Origin of the sequence: Levilactobacillus hammesii DSM 16381 (assembly GCF_001434395.1) — a bacterium.
Taxonomy (GTDB): domain Bacteria; phylum Bacillota; class Bacilli; order Lactobacillales; family Lactobacillaceae; genus Levilactobacillus; species Levilactobacillus hammesii.
Genome location: NZ_AZFS01000043.1, coordinates 1 through 359, shown reverse-complemented (window position 1 = coordinate 359; position 359 = coordinate 1). Strand labels below are relative to the sequence as shown.

The 359-nt window shown below is 40.1% G+C and carries 1 protein-coding gene; it reads left to right on the top strand.

The genetic code is table 11. The annotated features are described in order from the left end of the window. Nucleotides 1–345: IS30 family transposase (locus tag FD28_RS13035; protein WP_157059819.1), on the top strand; the 345-nt coding region annotated here is incomplete at its 5' end. Nucleotides 346–359: the final 14 nt, after the last annotated feature.

Below are 359 nucleotides of genomic sequence, written 5' to 3'. Positions count from 1 at the left end.
ACTGTTAATGAAGCACTAACTAAGTTCCTAACCACTTTTAATGGTCCGGTGCACAGCTTTACTGTGGACCGTGGCACTGAGTTTAGTGGGCTAGTATCACTTGAATCACAATATGGTATTAAGACCTATTACTGCCATGCTTATACGCCAGCTGAACGTGGTAGTAATGAACGCTTTAATCGGAATTTACGTTATTTTTATCCTAAAGGGACTCGTTTTGAGCACATTAGTGCTCAAGATTTAACGACGACGTTACTCCAAATTAACCAGCGACCGCTTAAAATACTCGACTGGCAAACACCGTATCAGGTTATGCTGACAAATTTGTCCAAAAATTCGGATTAAATTTGCAATCTACC